A 17,942-nucleotide genomic window follows, 5' to 3' on the forward strand; every position below is an offset into this window, starting at 1 on the left:
CTTATTCTGCTGAAACACCCTTCACCAGATACAATGGCGAGGCAGGTAAAAATAGCTCCGTCAGCAGCAGTGGTTTATCCGCCAGGCGCAAACGGGAACGCCGAGCCCATAATTCCCCCTGCTGGCCAACCTTAATATAATCGCGGGTTAACGTATTACTGCTGAACAGATAGCGGCCCAGCGGCACAGTGCCCAGATCGACCAGCGCCTGATCCGGGCCGGTCAGCGTTTCCTGCGGGATCACCGTCCGCCCCAGGAGCCAGGGCTGACCATCTCCCAGCAGCCGGATCTCACGCAGCCAATAGCGTTCACTGTAGGGTAAATGTTCGGCTTCTTCGCCCAGTTGAGCGCGGGTCACAAAGCATTCGCGCTGGGGCTCCACCTGCACTAGGTTGCAATAGCGCTCAAAACGACGGGTCATGGAGCCCAGCTCCATTAGCCAATCGCTAATGGCAGCAGGTAGCGGGGAATTTTCAGGCAACCACGCAATGGGCGGCAGGATGGAGTCCCTATTGCCAGACATTGTTCTACTCCATATCGGAAACCACGCCAAAACGGCGGTTCCTGACCATACAAATCGTTAACAGAAGGCCATTGTAACGCAGAAATCCGAAAGCGGCAGGTTGATTCGCAGTGAAATCAGTAGAGTTTTTAACGGGTGGAAAGTAGATTTGCTCAAAATAATTCGAGTTGCTTGCAGATGGCAAAAACAACAAGTCGGTCATAAACCGACTTGAACAGCGAAGGGGATAAAACTGAACAGCAGCTATGATGCAGACCCTGATGAAAAAGGGTGCGCTGGAGGCGCACCAATCATCAAGCCAGCATCGGCAGCATGGGGTGTTACCCCTTGCCTTTCACACTGCCAATAAACGTTTTTCTTGCTGTGGTAGAACCCAGTTTTTCGGCCTCATTCATCAGTTTTAAGGCCTTATCGATATCACCCGCCTTCACCGCCTGTTTGATAGCGTTATTAAAGTAGGCTTCGGTGTCATTGAGCATCGGCTCTGCTGGAGCGGCAGGTGCCGGGGCGGCGACAGGCGCAGCCGGTGCTGGAGCCGTTGAACCCACCACCACTGGCGCAGGTGCCGACGAGTTTGTCAGCGGCAAGCCAATCATTACGCTGCCCATATTTTGCTCTGAACGCACTTTCAGGTGCAGTTCACCCGTTGAGCTGTGCCGGGCGATCGGGTCTGGAATATCGGGAACCGCATTCCCCACCCCCATGGCGTAGGCTTTGGCCGGATCCAAGAGTTGAGTCGTGGTGGCTAAATCCTGGCGGGTGGTGTACACCAGCACATAGATCTGCTTCTGCCCCAGAGCGGGCGTCAGCTTCATCGTGCCCTCCAAACGATCGCTAGACATCACGCCAGCGCGTTCATAAGGGAAATAACTGCTGGGATAAAAAGCAGCAGGTCGCATTTGCTCATCCAGAACCAGCACGCTCGGTGCAAACACACTGCGATCGTTTACCAGGCTGCTGAGGGTGATTTCCAATGAACCGCGATCTGCAGGTAACGTAAATGCCGCTACCTGACCCTGAACATCACCTTGACTAACCTGCGGGTTGGCTTCGGTGATCTTGAAACTTTCACTGGCTGGCGGTACGACCGGTTTCCAAGGCAACTTTTGCAGCGTTTCGTGAGAAATCGCCGGGGCAACCGAGATATCCGCCTGCGCGTTAAACGCCGTGGCGTGCGCCATCAACGGGAGTGCGGAAGCGCAAGCCAGTGACAGATAAAAAGCGAGTAGATTTTTTTTCATTGTGATGGCCCTTTCGACAAGAGGCGAAGAAACTGACGCGCAACTGGCAAGAAGAGCGCGTCAGCCAAACAGATTAACGCAGAGTTAATGCAGCCGAACTCACGTTCGGCTACGGGGTTTGCTTACCACCAGGCTTCGAATTGCGCCCCGAAGGTCACTTCATCGTTGTCACCACGTCCAGCGCCATTGACCGCAGCGCCGTTGTCATAGCCCCACTTCTCATGCCAGTTGGCATAGGTGGCGAAAACGCGCAGTGCCGGGCGTGACCAGATGCTGTCGCCAGCCTGCCACTGTTGGGCCAAGGTCAGTTTATATTGTCTGTTACGCTCGTCAGTTCTTTGCGACTTAACGTTGTCATAACCGGCTTCAAACAGGGTACTCATGATTGGAGTCCACTTATACATCGGGCGGATACCCACGGTGTACCAGGTGGTGCCGTTGTTGTTGTCCAGATTGATGTTCTGGTACATACCGACGTACATCATTTCCCAATCGTCAGCCAACTTCACCGCACCATGATCCAGAATGCGCAGCATATGGCCGTCGTTATTGACGCTGGCACCCTGGCTGTGGCCCGTATTCCATGAGGTCATAGAGTCGGTCGCATACTGTACGACAAACTTGTTAAAACCACCGAGCATGCTCTGAGTGTGTTCTGCCGTAGCCATTACGCCGTTTTTCGACGCACCGGGTTGCAGTTCAACACCATCTCTGGTGCTGGCATTACCATAATCAAAGCCCAGCTCCAGCGTACCACCTGGGTTGGTTTCCATTCCCGCTAAACGCACGTCATAGACATCGTTGTACACATCAGCACGGTTATCCACCTGACGAGAAGCGATCTGACCGCTGTCATTGATATACCACTGGGTTGTACTGTTACCAAAGGCAGCAGAACCACCTGCTTCGGTATTACGCGTCACGGCAAACGACAGCTTACCAAAGCCCAGATCGACGTTTTCCAGACCTGCACCTGGGCCAGAGATATCCCAGTAGTAGAAGTCGATCATGTGAACGTCATGACGTTGATAAAAACGCTTACCTGCCCACATATTAGCACCAGGCAATGCAGCAATCAGGTTTTTACCCTGGACGTTGATTTCACGGAAGGCTGGATTGGTGGCTTCCCAATCATTAGCTTGATCAACGCTATAAGCAACGTTTGAGTCCAGGTAGAAGCTCTTATCACCGTCTTTCCACAGTTCCTGCCCCAGCTTCAACTCAGCATAGGTCTCACATTCGTTACCAAGACGGTACTTACTTTGTGCACCCGTTGTCTGGAAACACTGTTGTGCACCACCGCTGCCGGTCCAACCGATACCAGAACGCGCGTAACCATGAAAATCCACTGCCATTGCTTGCGTAGATAAAACTCCCGCGGCGACAGCCAGTGCCAAAGGAAGTTTGCGCAGAGTAGTCATCATTATTCTCCTGTTATAGTTGCCTGTCGGCATGCATGCATTTCCCCTTCTTACTTGAATTTGCAGGGGTGTTGGCCGCCTTCACTCACCCGAATCACTTACTGAAGTAAGCTCATCGGGCTTCGCTCAGTTGCAGCCTACCCGCAATTCCAAGTACTTTGGGGATCAAACGCCCGGTTCCTGATGCAGCCTGCGACACGCCGTACCGTCCTCACGGAACAGATGGCAGCGATGAGGCGGCAACCCGATAGCGAATGTTGCACCTTCTTCTACCAGCACTACGTCATTCTGGCGGTACACCAGGTTCTGACGAATTTCTGGAATTTGAATATGAATCTGGGTTTCGTTGCCCAATTGCTCCACCACCTGCACTTCGCCCATCAACGTTACCGGCGATTCGGAACTCGGTAACAGATGTTCAGGGCGGATGCCCAGCGACAGGTTGGCCCCGACCTCAACCCCCTGAGATTCAACCGGTAACCACACCAGTTGGCGATTAGGCATCGGCAGCTCAACCTGCACGTTATTGTGTTCAACGGCGGTGACCTTAACCGGCAGGAAGTTCATCTTCGGCGAGCCGATAAAACCGGCAACAAAGCGGTTGGCCGGGTAGTGATACAGCTCCAACGGCTTACCGATCTGGGCCACGCGCCCGGCATCCAGCACCACGATTTTGTCGGCCAGCGTCATCGCTTCGACCTGATCGTGGGTAACGTAAATCATGGTGCGCTGCAGGCGCTTGTGCAGGCGTGAGATCTCGATACGCATCTGCACACGCAGCGCGGCATCCAGGTTAGAAAGCGGTTCATCGAGCAGGAACACATCCGGTTCAGCCACCAGAGTACGGCCGATCGCCACCCGCTGACGCTGGCCGCCGGACAGGGCCTTCGGGCGCCGATCCAGCAAATGTGCCAGTTGCAGCACCTCAGAAACCTGATTGACCCGCTGGGTAATCTCCGCTTTTTTCGCCCCGGCCAATTTCAGGCCGAACGACATGTTGTCGGCCACCGACAGGTGCGGATACAGCGCATACGACTGGAACACCATACCGATGCCGCGTTCGGCAGGCGGTACGTCGTTCATGCGTTTTTCACCAATGAACAGATCGCCGGAGGTAATATCCTCAAGCCCGGCAATCATGCGCAGTAGCGTCGATTTACCGCAGCCTGATGGGCCGACAAACACCACAAATTCACCGTCATCGATAGTTAGATTGACGTCCCTGGAAATCACGGCCTCACCGAAGGCCTTATAAACGCTGCGCAGTGTGACGCTAGCCATGCGTTACTCCCCTGCTTTCGCAGTTAACATTTCGTGTAAAAATGGCAGATGCAAAACCCGCCAAAACCCATTGATGCCCCTCTTGCCGCGCACCGTGTTGCCAGGCCAAAGGAACCGTTGCCTCAGAGGGCACGGCCGGCTGAGTATAGGGCTGCAGGTTGATTAGCGCTTCAAGGCATTGATCCTGATGGGTAATGAGTAAACGAATTACGCCATCCCGCTGGCTGACCGAATTCAGTTCACCGTGCTGAATCACCGGCAACTGGCGTAAAGCCAACAGAGACTGGCAATAACGTAACGTTGAGTTGTTGTCGTGCTGCTGGCGGCTGATCGCCAACGCACGGTGTTCGATAGCCACCTGCTGATACCAGTGGATCTCACCGGCAGTCACCTGCTCTGGGGCCTCGTGCCAAGGCATTGGCGTTTGCGCCCCCAGCGGTTCTTGCAAATCGGCAGCGTGCGGTAACCCAAGCTCTTCCCCCTGATACAGGCAGATCGGCGCGGGCAGCAGCGCCAACAGCGTCAGAAACGCCTGGGCAGAACGCAAATCCCCTTGTCCCCAGTGGCTGACCACCCGCGGCTGATCGATCTCACCCGTACTCCAGACGTTTTCCGCCAGCCGATGGCGGTGGCTATTGAGCACCGCCACCAGTTTTTCAACGCTGAATGGCATCACCTCCAGCGCCAACACCCCGCGAGCATAATGCTGCTCGGGGGCCGCACTGCGGCAGATACGGTTGGGCCCTTCACTGTGCCAAAGCGCCAGCCCATGGCCAGCCACTTGCGCACCGGTCTCTGGCGGTAGCGCCTGCGGTAGCAGTAGGCCATCCACGGCCAGCATCTTCAGGTAAGGCAATGCCGCCATCATGCCAAGTACATCGCCAACGCCATCACCATTTCCATCACGGAAACTGGCCGGATGGATCCGGTACAACGTTGGGTGAGTGGCAGTACGCATTGACGGCATAAATCCAGGTTCCTGCTGTACATGGCGGTAAAAACAATGTTGCTGATAGTGAGGTAACGACAAGAAGGGGTAATCATCCGTAACAGGATTTTTCATGGGGGAGGAGATGGGAGGATGAGAGAACTACGCTTCCGGGTCAGAGTTCCCGGCACAAGACAAATCTGTGATCTACCTTGCAAAAATAGCCCCCCCTTTTTGTGCCTGACACCACAGAATAGGGCGCAACGTTAGCTGGATCACACTACTCGGGCATGGGGCGTAGACGGGGGGAGGATGAGAAAGTGTCCGGTTGTGACCCACTATGAGCGCGAAATTGCTCTCCTTATCGCAGTGCCCACAGAAGGATGGAATTATGAATCTCAGAATGAAAAAAAGCGCACGCATTCTGGCGCTTTCGGCCTTGACCACGCTGGTGCTGTCTTCTTCTGCCTTTGCCAAAATCGAAGAAGGCAAACTGGTTATCTGGATCAACGGTGATAAAGGCTACAACGGCCTGGCCGAAGTCGGCAAAAAGTTTGAGAAAGACACCGGCATTAAAGTGACCATTGAGCATCCAGATAAACTGGAAGAAAAATTCCCGCAGGTTGCTGCGACCGGTGACGGCCCGGACATCATCTTCTGGGCACACGACCGTTTTGGCGGTTACGCGCAGTCTGGCCTGCTGGCAGAAATCCATCCTTCCAAAGCCTTCCAGGAAAAAATCTATCCCTTCACCTGGGATGCGGTTCGCTTTGACGGCAAGCTGATTGGTTATCCGATCGCGGTTGAAGCCCTGTCGCTGATTTATAACAAAGACCTCATCAAAGACGCCCCTAAGACCTGGGAAGAGATCCCAGCGCTGGATAAAGAGCTGCGCGCCAAAGGCAAGAGCGCCATCATGTGGAACCTGCAGGAACCCTACTTCACCTGGCCAATCATCTCTGCCAACGGCGGTTATGCCTTTAAATTTGAAAACGGCAAGTACAACGTCAAGGATGTTGGCGTAGCCAATGCGGGTTCGCAGGCTGGCTTGCAGTTCATCGTCGATCTGGTGAAGAACAAGCACATCAACGCCGATACCGATTACTCGATTGCGGAAGGCGCGTTCAACAAAGGCCAGACCGCCATGACCATCAACGGCCCATGGGCTTGGTCAAATATCGAACAAAGCAAAATCAATTATGGCGTAACTCTGCTGCCAACCTTCCAAGGCAAACCGTCTAAACCGTTCGTCGGTGTTCTGACCGCAGGCATCAACGCCGCCAGCCCGAACAAAGAACTGGCTACCGAATTCCTGGAAAACTATCTGATCACCGATCAGGGCCTGGCTGACGTCAACAAAGACAAACCACTGGGTGCCGTGGCGCTGAAATCGTTCCAGGAGCATCTGGCGAAAGATCCAAGAATTGCAGCCACCATGAAGAACGCGCAAAACGGCGAAATCATGCCGAACATCCCGCAGATGAGCACCTTCTGGTATGCAATGCGCAGTGCCGTGATCAACGCCATCACCGGGCGCCAGACGGTGAAAGCCGCGCTGGAAGACGCACACGCTCGTATCATCAAGTAATACCCGGCAATGGGTGGGCCCCTGTGCCCCCCTGGCCTTAGCTGTGCGGGGTGCAGTCAGCATCCCGCTGTAATACCCCAGAAAGGAATGCCCTATGCAATTAGCTCACGCCGGTTTGCCCGCGCGAAAAAAATCGAAGTGGTGGCAAAGTGACATTCTGAAATGGCTGGTCGTCAGCTTTTTCAGTTTGGTAACTTGTTATCTGATTGTGTTGATGTATGCACAGGGAGAGTACCTGTTTGCGATTCTGACGCTGGTGCTGGTCAGTGCCGGGCTTTACGTGTTCGCCAACCGCCGTGCCTATGCCTGGCGCTATGTGTACCCAGGCGTCGCCGGGATGGGGCTGTTTGTCCTGTTCCCGCTGATTTGTACTATCGCCATCGCCTTTACCAACTACAGCAGTACTAACCAGTTAACCTTTGAACGTGCCCAGTCGGTACTGATGCAGCGCCAGTTCCAGACCGGCAAAACCTTTACCTTCGATCTCTATCCAACCGCCAACCAGCAATGGCTGATGCAGTTAACCCATCCCGATAGCGGTCAGTTACTGGTTTCTGAGCCGTTCAGCTTGAATGGTAGTGAACCGCAGACGCTGAAACTGAGCGTGGAAAGTGCAGCCCCCACCAGTGAACGCGCTACGCTACGGGTGATTACCCAAAATCGCCAGGCGCTGAGCCTGATCGTGGCAAAACTCCCGGACGGTGGTGAGCTGCGCATGAGTTCCCTGCGCCAGTTCTCCGGCACCAGCCCTCTGTATACGCTGGATAAAGACGGCAAAACGCTGACCGATAACCAAACCCAGATCCAGTATCGCCCTAACCCGGAAATCGGTTTCTATCAGGCGATCAATGCCGATGGCAGTTGGGCAAAAGATACCCTCAGCCCAGGCTATACCGTCACCACCGGCTGGAAAAACTTCCTGCGCGTGCTGAACGATGAAGGTATTCAGAAACCTTTCGTCTCGATCTTCGTCTGGACCATTATTTTTTCGGTGATGACCGTGATCCTCACCGTCGCGGTTGGCATGGTGCTGGCCTGTGTGGTGCAGTGGGAGGCGCTGAAAGGCAAAGCAGTCTATCGCGTGTTGCTGATCCTGCCCTATGCCGTACCGTCGTTTATCTCGATCCTGATCTTCAAAGGCCTGTTCAACCAGAGCTTCGGTGAGATCAACCTGATGCTCAGCGCACTGTTTGGCATCAAACCCGCCTGGTTCACCGATCCGATCACCGCCAAGAGCATGATTCTGATCGTCAACACCTGGCTGGGTTATCCGTACATGATGATCCTGTGCATGGGATTGCTGAAGGCTATCCCTGACGACTTGTACGAAGCTTCGGCGATGGACGGTGCCAGCCCGATGCAGAACTTTTTCCGCATCACTTTCCCGCTGCTGATCAAGCCGCTCACGCCGCTGATGATCGCCAGCTTTGCCTTTAACTTTAACAACTTTGTGCTGATTCAACTGCTAACCCGTGGCGGCCCGGACATGATTGGCACCACCACGCCAGCCGGCTATACCGATCTGTTGGTGAGCTACACCTATCGTATTGCCTTTGAAGGCGGCGGCGGGCAGGACTTTGGCTTGGCTGCGGCCATTGCTACGTTGATCTTCCTGTTGGTAGGCGCACTGGCGATCCTGAATCTGAAAGCCAGCAAAATGAATTTCGATTAAGGGAGAACGAGAATGGCTATGGTCCAACCTAAATCCCAGCGCGTACGCCTGTGGATCACCCATATTCTGATGCTGAGCTTTATCGCCCTGATCATGTTCCCATTGCTGATGGTGATAGCGATCTCGCTGCGTTCCGGTAACTTCGCTACCGGCAGCCTGATCCCGGATCAGATCTCCTGGGATCACTGGCGCTTGGCGCTCGGTATGAACGTGACCAATGCAGATGGCAGCGTCACTCCCCCCCCCTTCCCGGTGCTGTTATGGCTGTGGAACTCGGTCAAAGTGGCGGCGATCACCGCCGTGGGCATCGTGACGCTCTCTACCACCTGTGCCTACGCCTTTGCCCGTATGCGTTTCCGCGGCAAGAGCACTCTGCTGAAAAGCATGCTGATTTTCCAGATGTTCCCCGCCGTTTTGTCCTTGGTGGCGTTGTACGCCTTGTTCGATCGCTTAGGGCAATACATTCCGTTTATCGGCCTGAATACCCATGGCGGCGTGATTTTTGCCTATATGGGCGGCATAGCGCTGCATGTCTGGACAATTAAGGGTTACTTCGAAACCATCGATAACTCGCTGGAAGAAGCGGCGGCGTTGGATGGCGCAACCCCGTGGCAGGCATTCCGTCTGGTATTGTTGCCGCTTTCAGTGCCGATCCTGGCGGTGGTGTTTATTCTGTCATTTATTGCGGCGATCACCGAAGTGCCGGTCGCTTCCTTGCTGCTGCGTGATGTGAACAGCTATACGCTGGCCGTCGGTATGCAGCAGTATCTGAATCCGCAGAACTACCTGTGGGGTGACTTTGCCGCTGCCGCGGTGCTGTCGGCTATTCCGATCACCGCCGTGTTCCTGCTGGCACAACGCTGGCTGGTCGGGGGGCTGACCGCGGGTGGAGTGAAAGGGTAATGTTTACTGGAGCCAGCGTTGCTGGATCCAGTGAGCGCTGAGTCCTGTGTTCTGTCTACTGCAATACGTTTGCTGTACTTTGCTGTTATCTGATCAATACCTGTGTCTTGGGCGGCCAGCGCTGGGCCGCCATTTTTATGTTTGCAGTTTGAGGCCGGGGCCAACTGAATTGGTCTGCAGAGTGGAACGAATAGGTAAAGTAAGCAATTGATGAAACAGATGGATCTTGGGGGATTAACAATCCCCCAGATTGAGAAATGACCGACGGTTAACGGAAGCGAACATCCCGATCGGACGTTATGCCATACAGTTGATACTTACGATTCAGCATTTGCCCACCATCGCGCGTGAGTGGTGTCCAACCGACCTGAACACGACTGCGGGAAGGCGCATTGGTCATCAAATCCAGCGGGATCGAAATATAGAACCCTTTGGTAAATGACCCCTCACCGTATTCTTCCCGAGTAACGTCCGTAAACGTCGCATAAACGCCTGCCACAACCCCACTGTCAAAACGTTTAGACAGATCGATGGTTGCACCTTTATCTTTAGCCAGGTATTGGCCTACGCTCAATGCAAGCAACACATTTTCAGCAAAAGGCGGCTTCCAGTAACCGGTGATATGCCCGGTAACGGCATCGTAATCAGCGAAACGCATCATATTGTCCCAGTCACGCTGCTTCACCCAGTTGGCATTAACCCCTACCGCCCAATCCGTATCTAGCGGTCGATACAGCATTTCCGCACCGACACCACCGAACATGCTTTCCAGATACCCGCCATACACCTGACCATAAATCCCATCACCAAAAGATTGGAAATAGTTGGCTTGAAGATCGTTGAGATACACATTGTTCTGAACATATTCGCGAATATGCGTACGCACCCGCGGCAGTTGGGAATCTGGAGGTGGTGCCGTGTAGTTGAATCTACCGTAGTTGTTCGCCAGGTTAGCAAACACGCTGCCACTGGTTAACAAATGATCTGTCGCCCACCAACTGGCACTGCCCAGCAAACCAATCTGATACAGGTAGAATGATTCTGCACCGCCTACCGACTGGGTTAACGTCGGCGAAAGGGTGAAATTTAGCCTATCGTTATCAATACGATAGCCTTGCTCAGTATTTTCTGGCAACACAGGCTCAAGGCGTTCCTGTTGCAACGTTTGTTCGTACCCCAGTGGATAACCTTCCAGCTGTGCACGTAAGCTGTTTACATCTGTCTTGGTCGTTACCTGCGGTAAATTATACCGGGTCTCTGTCACCGCCAGCGTATCAACCCCTTCTGGCAAGTGGTTCATCAGAATAATGTTGGCACGCTCAACCCCTTCTTCGCTGTAACGATACTTGGACTGCGTCCCCGTCATGTACAGAGTCTTGTCTTTCAACTGAATATTCGGCGCTGAAAAACCGGCATTATCTTCAAGCTCAGTAAGCTGATTCGCCACCACATCCTGCTGCAATTGCCGCTCTTGAGGCTGTGGTTGATAATCTGGTCTTGGCTGATCGACATGCGCTGGTTTTAATTCATTAAAGTTAGTGCGTAAGGTAAACCCTGCCATAAAGGTATTACCGCGCTCATAACTCATATTGACGTCGGCCCAGTCGGTTACGCGGTAAACAGCCCCGAAATTGAATTTGCTGTCCTGCTTGAGCCTACCAGCATAATCACCCTGGTAATCGTTCCCTTCATATTCCAGCTTCAGGCGCAACGGCTGCCAAGGGGTTTGATATTCCACACCGCCGAAGATCGCCGCAGGGCCACGGAAAGAGTCGCCAAGATCGACAGTGCCCCCTGTCGCCGCATGTTCGTTACTACGTTTACAGAAACGATCACTGGCATCACAGAATGGGTTCCTGACATTGCCACTGTTACCTAAATAACCCCATCCCATACCCAAGGTAAAATCGAGCGGCCCCCAGGCCTTACTGGCCACCAGGTATTCACCATCAAACAATCCAGTGCCGCCGATATCGCGTATCCCAGCAGACACCTCTGGTAGCCAATACCCCTCTTCCCAGAGACGTAATTTCACATCAAAGGATTTGTCTTTATAGGTTTGATCGCCGCTGAACGAAGGATCATTACTGTATTTGCGCGTACGCACATCGGTATAACGGAGGGTGGTTTCCAACCATGGCGTCGCTTGAACGGAAATTGAATAAAAGCGGTACTGGTCATTATCACGGTAGTTAAAACTGAATTCGCCCTCTTTCGCCATGCGTGCAGTAGGGGTTTGCAGCAGGCCAGCGCCACCGAAATCCGTTTGAGATGGCCCTAAAGGGGCTGGATATGAAGTCGCCTGACACGCGTTCGCGACAGACAGCGCGACTAAGCTAAGTAAGTAACGTTTTTTCATCAGTCTGGGATCCGGTGCGTCAATAACGAAATAATTTGCTCGTTGATGTCTTTGAAATCGTCAGGCAATGCGGAAGCAGCAAACCCCAGAAATAAAAGACTCCCTGGCGTCATTTCATTATGCCGCCGGTTCCAGTAAGCGATAGGGACAGGCTGTACCTCCCCCTGGGGAGTGATAATCCAGGCGGTATCATGTTCAGCCCCTTCGAGATGTTGGATCCCGGTCAAATAGTCGCTGACGTCTTTTCCCGGTAAGAAATCGCGTTTGCCATGCGATGCCAATGCGCCGAATAACCTGACGCTGCGTGGCTCTGCTGCGATATAGAGCTGATATTCTCCCGACAAACGGTGATCAAGCTCAGGGTGCAAGCGAATCACGTCAGGATCAAGCGGAACAAGCTGGCGGCCAATGACTTTAAGTTCAGCAAGCTGTGAACGTACGCTGTCTACAGTTGCCGCTAAAGAGGCATCGTCCTCCTGCCGCAGAGCCGAACTCAGCGCAGTCAAACGCGCCAGCAGTTGCTGTTGTTTTTGCTGTTGGAGCCGGGTTGCATTCTGTTCTGCGATCGCGACCCCCGGCCACCAGATATTGCCTTGCAGGGCAGGATTATCCACCACCAGGCTATCTAACGTGGGCACATTTTTGAGAGTGACTGATGCTTTGTCTGGATAAAAAACGGTTATCCGACTTTCTGCAGAGGCCGAGTTCAACGAAAGGCCCAGCAATGCCGCCACAAGCAGATTAATTTTTTTCATTATGCCTCTGCTTCAGTAAGGTAATTTCAATCGGGAAATAGTCCGCACCCATAGATTGCACTGATTTAACTACCGCGCCCGTTTGCGGATCCAGCCAGAAGCGGTTCACCCAACTTTCACCTAAGTCATCAATATTTACCGTCTCTTCAATGACATGGTAATTCCGGCTCTTACCGCCGATAACGAGAGGTTTATCTGCTAATCGATGAAATACGGATTCAGCGTAACCAGAACGGACCTGACTGTCTTCAGTCCAGGAGAGCAGGTGTGACCAGCGTGCTCCATCGACCAATCGCCGTGGATCTGCCAAGGGATCCTGCTCAAGGTTAGACACGCTGAGTAGATTGTCCTTCCACCCCAGTGTCTTGACCACCCGCCCGTGTCTTAACACCATCAGAGTACGGTCCTGACTCACCCACTTCTCTTCGCCGTTTTCATACGCCCCAAGCACCATCACAATCTGCAGTTGGTCATCAATACGGACATAGGCGCTAGGGCTGGAAAGATTCTGAATTTCTTGATCGGTCAATTCAACATCAGACGACTCAAATACCAAATGATAAATAGTATCATTAACGTTTTTTTGAGCTGGCGTACAGGCCTGAAGGGATAGGCATATGATTAACAAAGGTAGATAGCGCAATTGAGCAATCCCGGCACGTAGATAAAAAAAGAATAACCGCTTTTATTCCACTGCGACCCAAAGCCCAGGCAGACGTGTTGACAGCCTTTTATGGTTTGCCCTTTAAGGAACCACTATCAGCAGCGTTGGAATCTGCTCCCGTCAAGTACTCCCAAACAAAACATGAACTCAAGCAAACCCATGAGGCTAAACTCACTACCTGCACAACACCAGGCACTGTGGCTATAGGCGGTTATTCTTTTACGGTTTATTTCGTTCTGGTCGTGGTGGTGCTAGTGGCAGAAATGCCCTCATTATCACCACCGTGGTTTTCTGCAACTAAGCCGCACGCTGCTGCGACGGCAACTGCTCCAACCCCTGTAGCGACCGCTTTACCTTTTGCCCCGAGAGCAACAAAAGGAGCCCCCCAAGAATTGGAAGCGCCGAGCAAAGCAAGTGCGACTAATGCCGGACACAATACCTTTTTCATACAAAACCCTCTTGTAGTAATAAATCAAGTGCTTAAACAACACTTTCTTAAACTTACAGTACACCCTTCGGACTTGCCATCGTAACAATTCTGCCAATGTAAAACTCACCGACAGATCGTACAATTAACACCCTACAGCTTAAAAGGAAAAGGGTATAGCTGATAAACTCAATTTTTTATAACATAATAGATAATAAAAACAAATCACGCGAGAATTTTAGGAAAAAGCCCAGGATTATACTGAGTCTTATATTTTTAATAAAAGACGCTGGCAACACAGTAAATATATCAATCTGCGATACTCAAAGTATTTAATGTTGCCAATAGGCGGTAGCTGAACGAATCCTCTCTACATCCTATTTTAACTGACATATATGTCAGTTTTCTTGCTCGAGGTAACAAATTTGCCCCAAACTGGTGCTTTGCACAGTAAAGGCACTTATTTTGGCAAAAGATGAGCCACATTGCTGGGGCTCATCCTGAGTTTACGTCAACGCGTGGAAATCGATTAGCGCCACGCTTTAAAACGATTGATCAGACCATTGGTTGAGCTGTCGTGGCTCACTACGGCCTCTTTCCCCGCCAGTTCTGGCAGAATACGGTTTGCCAGCTGTTTACCCAGCTCAACGCCCCACTGATCAAAGGTGAAGATATTCAGGATCACACCTTGGGTAAAGATCTTGTGCTCATACAGGGCAATCAGGCTGCCCAGGCTGAACGGCGTGATCTCACGCAGCAGGATCGAGTTGGTCGGGCGGTTGCCTTCAAACACTTTGAATGGCGCAACGTGCTTAACCTCTTCCGGTTTTTTACCCTGTACCGCGAACTCTTCCTCAACCACTTCCAGTGATTTACCAAACGCCAGCGCTTCGGTTTGCGCAAAGAAGTTCGACAGTAGTTTGGCGTGGTGATCGCTTAACGGATTATGGCTGATGGCCGGGGCGATAAAATCACATGGAACCAGCTTGGTGCCTTGGTGAATCAACTGATAGAACGCGTGCTGCCCGTTGGTGCCCGGTTCACCCCAGATGATTGGGCCTGTCTGGTAATCCACCGGATTACCGTTGCGATCGACATATTTGCCGTTGGATTCCATATTGCCCTGTTGGAAATAAGCGGCAAAACGGTGCATGTATTGATCGTATGGCAGAATCGCTTCGGTTTCTGCGCCGAAGAAGTTGTTGTACCAGATGCCGATCAAGGCCAGTAATACCGGCAGATTGCTCTCGGCAGGCTGTTGCGCAAAGTGCTTATCCATCTCATGCGCACCGCTCAGCAGTTGCTCGAAGTGCTCAAAACCCAACGACAGCGCAATAGACAGGCCAATAGCTGACCACAGAGAGTAACGGCCACCCACCCAGTCCCAGAACTCAAACATATTGTCGGTATCAATGCCAAACTCGGCCACCGCCTTACCGTTGGTGGACAACGCGGCAAAGTGCTTCGCCACATGTTTCTGATCGCCAGCGGTGTTCAGGAACCAGTCGCGCGCGCTGTGGGCGTTGGTCATGGTTTCTTGGGTGGTAAAGGTTTTAGAAGCCACCAGGAACAGCGTAGTGGCCGGATCCAGCGGCTTCAGCGTTTCGGCGATGTGGGTGCCATCCACGTTGGAAACAAAGTGCATATTCAGATGGTTTTTATACGGGCGCAGCGCTTCGGTGGCCATATAAGGACCGAGATCAGAACCACCGATACCAATATTCACCACGTCGGTAATCGGCTTGCCGGTGTAACCTTTCCAGTCACCGCTAATCACTCGGTCACAGAACTGTTTCATTTTTGCCAGCACCGCATTCACTTCCGGCATAACGTCTTTGCCGTCAACGATAATTGGCGTGTTGCTGCGGTTGCGCAGTGCAACGTGCAGTACGGCGCGATCTTCGGTACGGTTGATCTTCTCACCGGTGAACATCGACTTAATCGCGCTCTGCAGGTCGGTTTCTTTCGCCAGCGCCTGCAGTTTTTCCAGGGTTTCTGCGGTAATGCGGTTTTTGGAATAATCCACCAGCATCTGGTCGTTGAAAGTGGCGGAGAACTTGGAAAAACGCTCGCTATCCTGGGCAAACAGATCGCGGATCTGGACGTCTTTCATTTGTTCAAAATGTTGCTGCAGGGCTTGCCAAGCAGCGGTTTGACTAGGATTGATATTTTTCATAGCGACGCTCTTATGCTTGAGAATGAATAGGAATGATTGAGCGATTGTAGCCTGTTCGCCTGTGATTATGATCTCTTTTCTTGCGATAGGAATTAACTGTCAAACGGCAACGCTCTCATTTTACCTTTCCACAACAAACGCCCCGTCTTTCAGGCAACAACCTGTTATCACCGTGGTAAAACGGTGCCAAACACCCACAGTTTTGCCAGCGCTCAGCGCGTAAAAGCCCCACTGTTCTGACAAGATGAATATCCTTCAACGTTTGCCCGTTGACAGCAGCACCTAAACCCGTTATTCCTAACATCCTACTTGCGCACCCGGTGCGCAAGCCAGAAGAGGCGCGTCGCCCAGGTAGAATGTCAGAGGAGCCGTTATCCAACGACGGCATTTGAGGGGGAGCGACGCCGAGGCGCGATGAATGCGGCAATCATCACGTCGGCTACAGGGGCTGAATCCCCTGAGTTGTCACCATGGGTCGCCCTGCAAGGGTGGTCAGCAAGGTGGGGCGCTTCTGGGTGTATCGTAGTCTTAACCTCTACGCCTGCTCCCTGTTTACCGCTCTTCCCTTGTGCCAAGGCTATGGAAATAAATTGCCATCTGAAATGGCATCCCTGACACGAGGTTTTACATGAATCAAGCAGCATCCCAGAACTCTACCGTAGTAGCAAAATTCGGCGGTACCAGCGTGGCCGACTTCGACGCAATGAACCGCAGTGCCGATATCGTTCTGTCCAACCCTAACGTTCGTCTGGTGGTCCTTTCCGCCTCTGCCGGTATTACTAACCTGCTGGTGGCCTTGGCTGAAGGCTGTGATACCGAGAAACGCACCTATCAGCTTGATGAAATCCGCCGTATTCAATACACCATTCTCGATCGCCTTGATAATCCAGCGGTGATCCGTGATGAGATTGACCGCATGCTGGAAAATATCGCCATGCTGTCGGAAGCTGCGGCGCTGGCCACTTCTCCCGCCCTGACCGATGAACTGGTCAGCCATGGCGAGCTGATGTCCACCCTGCTGTTTGTTGAGATCCTGCGCCAGCGCCACGTGCAGGCGGAGTGGTTCGACGTGCGCAAGGTGATGCGCACCGACGATCATTTTGGCCGTGCCACCCCAGACCAGGCGGCCTTGACCGAGCTGGCCCAGACCCAGTTGCAACCCCGCCTGCAGGAAGCCCTGATCGTGACCCAGGGTTTTATCGGCAGCGAACCGAAAGGCCGCACCACCACGCTGGGGCGTGGCGGCAGCGACTATACCGCCGCCTTGCTGGGGGAAGCGTTGAGCGTCAGCCGCGTGGATATCTGGACCGACGTACCAGGCATTTACACCACCGATCCGCGCGTGGTGCCTGCGGCCAAGCGCATCGATAAAATCGCCTTTGAAGAAGCGGCAGAAATGGCCACTTTTGGTGCGAAAGTGCTGCACCCAGCCACGCTGCTGCCCGCTGTGCGCAGCGATATCCCGGTGTTTGTCGGCTCAAGCAAAGATCCCGCCGCTGGGGGGACGCTGGTGTGCAACACCACCGAAAACCCACCGCTGTTCCGTGCGCTGGCGCTGCGCCGCAAACAAACCCTGCTGACATTGCACAGCCTGAACATGCTGCACGCGCGCGGTTTCTTGGCGGAAGTGTTTAACATTCTGGCGCGCCACAATATTTCCGTCGATCTGATCACCACATCTGAAGTCAGCGTAGCCCTGACCATGGATACCACCGGTTCTACCTCTACCGGCGGCAGCCTGCTGACCACGTCTCTGCTCACCGAACTGTCTTCGCTGTGCCGGGTTGAGGTGGAAGAGAATCTGGCACTGGTGGCGCTGATCGGTAACAAACTGTCCCAAGCCTGTGGCGTGGGCAAAGAAGTATTCGGCGTGCTGGATCCGTTCAATATCCGCATGATCTGCTACGGAGCCAGCAGCTATAATCTGTGCTTCCTGGTACCGGGTGACGATGCAGAGCAAGTGGTACGCACGCTGCACCGTAATCTGTTTGAATAACGCTGATG

At 53.0% G+C, this 17,942-nt stretch carries 14 protein-coding genes and 1 riboswitch; of the genes, 5 read left to right on the forward strand and 9 right to left on the reverse strand.

Annotated elements, in window-relative coordinates:
• Position 1 precedes the first annotated feature (1 nt).
• The 5 genes from ubiC to WG891_RS21345 form a co-directional block, all read right to left on the reverse strand.
• Positions 2-523: a chorismate lyase gene (gene ubiC, locus WG891_RS21325; protein ID WP_337264382.1), complete on the reverse strand. Its 522-nt coding sequence runs from the start codon at positions 521-523 to the stop codon at positions 2-4.
• Between the two features lie 320 nt (positions 524-843).
• Complete coding sequence (malM, locus tag WG891_RS21330) at positions 844-1,764, reverse strand: maltose operon protein MalM (RefSeq protein WP_337264383.1); 921 nt, start codon at positions 1,762-1,764, stop codon at positions 844-846.
• A gap of 122 nt (positions 1,765-1,886) precedes the next feature.
• Positions 1,887-3,188, reverse strand: a complete 1,302-nt coding sequence (locus WG891_RS21335; protein WP_443006231.1) for a maltoporin — start codon at positions 3,186-3,188, stop codon at positions 1,887-1,889.
• A gap of 162 nt (positions 3,189-3,350) precedes the next feature.
• Complete coding sequence (gene malK, locus WG891_RS21340; RefSeq protein ID WP_076941724.1) at positions 3,351-4,466, reverse strand: maltose/maltodextrin ABC transporter ATP-binding protein MalK; 1,116 nt, start codon at positions 4,464-4,466, stop codon at positions 3,351-3,353.
• Positions 4,459-5,433, reverse strand: coding sequence for an alpha-amylase family glycosyl hydrolase (locus WG891_RS21345; protein WP_337264384.1), 975 nt, complete (start codon positions 5,431-5,433; stop codon positions 4,459-4,461). The genes malK and WG891_RS21345 overlap by 8 nt, the downstream gene beginning before the upstream one ends.
• Positions 5,434-5,785: 352 nt before the next feature.
• Here WG891_RS21345 and malE point away from each other — a divergent pair, with 352 nt between their 5' ends.
• The 3 genes from malE to malG all read left to right on the forward strand — a co-directional run bounded on the left by malE (position 5,786) and on the right by malG (position 9,557).
• Positions 5,786-6,982, forward strand: coding sequence for a maltose/maltodextrin ABC transporter substrate-binding protein MalE (gene malE / locus WG891_RS21350; protein ID WP_337264385.1), 1,197 nt, complete (start codon positions 5,786-5,788; stop codon positions 6,980-6,982).
• Positions 6,983-7,076: 94 nt separating this feature from the next.
• Positions 7,077-8,654 carry a maltose ABC transporter permease MalF gene (gene malF, locus WG891_RS21355; protein WP_337264386.1) on the forward strand — a complete coding sequence of 526 codons (1,578 nt, stop codon included), beginning with the start codon at positions 7,077-7,079 and terminating at the stop codon, positions 8,652-8,654.
• A gap of 12 nt (positions 8,655-8,666) precedes the next feature.
• Positions 8,667-9,557: a maltose ABC transporter permease MalG gene (gene malG / locus WG891_RS21360; protein ID WP_337264387.1), complete on the forward strand. Its 891-nt coding sequence runs from the start codon at positions 8,667-8,669 to the stop codon at positions 9,555-9,557.
• A gap of 268 nt (positions 9,558-9,825) precedes the next feature.
• Here the strand turns inward: malG and WG891_RS21365 are convergent, their stop codons facing one another.
• From WG891_RS21365 to WG891_RS21375, 3 genes are read right to left on the reverse strand one after another with little or no spacing between them, the layout of a single operon-like run.
• Entirely contained in the window at positions 9,826-11,916 is a 2,091-nt protein-coding gene (locus tag WG891_RS21365) for a YjbH domain-containing protein (protein ID WP_337264388.1), read from the reverse strand.
• Positions 11,916-12,671, reverse strand: a complete 756-nt coding sequence (locus WG891_RS21370) for a capsule biosynthesis GfcC D2 domain-containing protein (protein ID WP_337264389.1) — start codon at positions 12,669-12,671, stop codon at positions 11,916-11,918. The genes WG891_RS21365 and WG891_RS21370 overlap by 1 nt, the downstream gene beginning before the upstream one ends.
• Complete coding sequence (locus WG891_RS21375; protein ID WP_337264390.1) at positions 12,658-13,314, reverse strand: YjbF family lipoprotein; 657 nt, start codon at positions 13,312-13,314, stop codon at positions 12,658-12,660. The genes WG891_RS21370 and WG891_RS21375 overlap by 14 nt, the downstream gene beginning before the upstream one ends.
• A 77-nt stretch (positions 13,315-13,391) precedes the next feature.
• Between WG891_RS21375 and WG891_RS21380 the strand changes: the two genes are divergently transcribed.
• Positions 13,392-13,868 carry a hypothetical protein gene (locus WG891_RS21380; protein WP_337264391.1) on the forward strand — a complete coding sequence of 159 codons (477 nt, stop codon included), beginning with the start codon at positions 13,392-13,394 and terminating at the stop codon, positions 13,866-13,868.
• A 423-nt stretch (positions 13,869-14,291) separates the two neighbouring features.
• Here the strand turns inward: WG891_RS21380 and pgi are convergent, their stop codons facing one another.
• Positions 14,292-15,938 carry a glucose-6-phosphate isomerase gene (gene pgi / locus WG891_RS21385; protein WP_337264392.1) on the reverse strand — a complete coding sequence of 549 codons (1,647 nt, stop codon included), beginning with the start codon at positions 15,936-15,938 and terminating at the stop codon, positions 14,292-14,294.
• A 325-nt stretch (positions 15,939-16,263) separates the two neighbouring features.
• A riboswitch (Lysine riboswitch) is annotated at positions 16,264-16,457 on the forward strand.
• A gap of 109 nt (positions 16,458-16,566) precedes the next feature.
• On the opposite strand from pgi, the gene lysC reads away from it, so the two are divergent.
• Positions 16,567-17,934 (forward strand): lysine-sensitive aspartokinase 3, encoded by a 1,368-nt coding sequence (gene lysC / locus WG891_RS21390; RefSeq protein WP_337264393.1) that lies wholly within the window; start codon positions 16,567-16,569, stop codon positions 17,932-17,934.
• The last annotated feature ends 8 nt before the right edge of the window (positions 17,935-17,942 follow it).

Origin of the sequence: Serratia sp. MMO-28 (assembly GCF_037199905.1) — a bacterium.
GTDB classification, from domain to species: Bacteria; Pseudomonadota; Gammaproteobacteria; order Enterobacterales; family Enterobacteriaceae; genus Chania; species Chania oryzae.